Consider the following 1,470-nt stretch of genomic DNA (forward strand, 5'->3'; position numbering starts at 1 on the left):
CATGAGATACCGTCACGCTGAGCAAGCGCTTTTTTCAGTCGGCGAGCTTTGGCACGAAGGGTTTTCGAGCCTTGGCGACGGCGTAGACGGCGACGAGGAGTTTTCGCATGGCGGCGACGAGGGCGAGCTTTGGTGGCTTTCCCTGTGCGCGGAGTCGGTCGTAGAAAGCTTTGAGCCACGGGTTTCGGCGGACAGCGGTGAGGGTTGGCATCCACAAGGCGGTGCGCAGGCGCGCGTTGCCGATCGGGGTGATGCCGGCGCGGGTGGGGCGGCGCTTTCCGGAGTGGCGCAGGGCTGGGATGACGCCGACATAGGCTGCCAGGGCTGCGGGGCTGTCGAAGCGGGCCGGATCGCCGAGTTCGGCGATGAGGCGTGCTGCGGTGCCGGGACCGATTCCGTCGATGGAGGTCAGCAGCGAGCCGACCTCGTGCTCGTCGAGCAGACGGGTGATGTCGTCGTCACGGTCGGCCAAGCGGCGGCGCCACAGATCGAGATCCTGGCAGATGTCGCGGACCTGGACGCGGTAGGCGGGGCCGTGGTGCTGGCCGACCGAGCGCTTGGCCGCGGCGATGATCTGGTCGGCCAGTTCGCTTCCGACGGCGTGGCGGCCATCGTAGCGCAGCTTGGCGAGCCGGCGCGGCGTTGCTTTGGCGACGGCCTCGGCGGTGGGGTATTCCGCCAGGATGGCGGTGGCCAGCATGCTGTCGAGCGTGCGGACATAGCGTCGGAATTCCGGGAAGCCGAGATCGACCAGCCGGCGGAGCTGGCGGACGCGGTCGTCGAAATCCTGGCGCAGCCGGTCGCGGTGGCGAACCAGTTCGCGCAGCTCCTCGCTGGCCCGGCTGCCCAGCCGGGTCGGGGAGGGGCGCTTTTCCCGCCCGAAGCGGGCCAGGCCGAGGGCGTCGATGGCGTCGGTCTTGGTGCGCTCCAGGCTCTCGCCCTGGAAGCGGTGGGTGCGCAGCGGGTTGATCAGGGCGACCTCGTAGCCCTTGGCCGCCAGCACGGCGAACAGGTTCTTCCAGTAATGCCCGGTCGCCTCCATGACCACCAGCGCCTCACCCGGCGGGGCCAGCGCGGCCAGCAACGTGCCATGCCCGGCCGCGTCTTCGGCGAACGGCTTGGGTTTGGTCAGGACCGTGCCGTCCGCATCAAGGATGGCGAAGACATGGGTTTCCGACGCGATGTCGATGCCGACGAATTGCATGGCGCCTCCCGTGCGGATGAGCCGGAAGCCTCGGAGCCGGTGCTCGTGCCCCTGCTTGTCCATGCGCGGATGACCGCCCCGATCGGGGCGGTCATCCGCCCACTCGCAACGACACCGCCGGATACCGTTCGGGCAAAAAGCACCGGGCGAGGGCGCCAATCTCATGCACGAAGATCATCCTTCGAGCGCAACGCGGCGACCCTCTCCCGGCTATCAGGCCAAACATCCTATCAGGAGACGGCCCGATGAGTGGAATTCATACAAGC

General features: G+C 68.0%; 1 protein-coding gene. It reads right to left on the bottom strand.

The window, feature by feature from the left end; all coding sequences use genetic code 11:
- Positions 1 to 34: 34 nt before the first annotated feature.
- Positions 35 to 1,204, bottom strand: a complete 1,170-nt coding sequence (locus tag WI697_RS27445) for an IS110 family RNA-guided transposase (protein ID WP_345960682.1) — start codon at positions 1,202 to 1,204, stop codon at positions 35 to 37.
- Positions 1,205 to 1,470: the final 266 nt, after the last annotated feature.

This window comes from Tistrella mobilis (assembly GCF_039634785.1).
GTDB lineage: Bacteria > Pseudomonadota > Alphaproteobacteria > Tistrellales > Tistrellaceae > Tistrella > Tistrella mobilis.

What these genes read in the sequence shown, in the direction of transcription:
- WI697_RS27445 (WP_345960682.1), bottom strand. Translation starts at nt 1,204, where the DNA reads ATGCAATTCGTCGGCATCGACATCGCGTCGGAAACCCATGTCTTCGCC.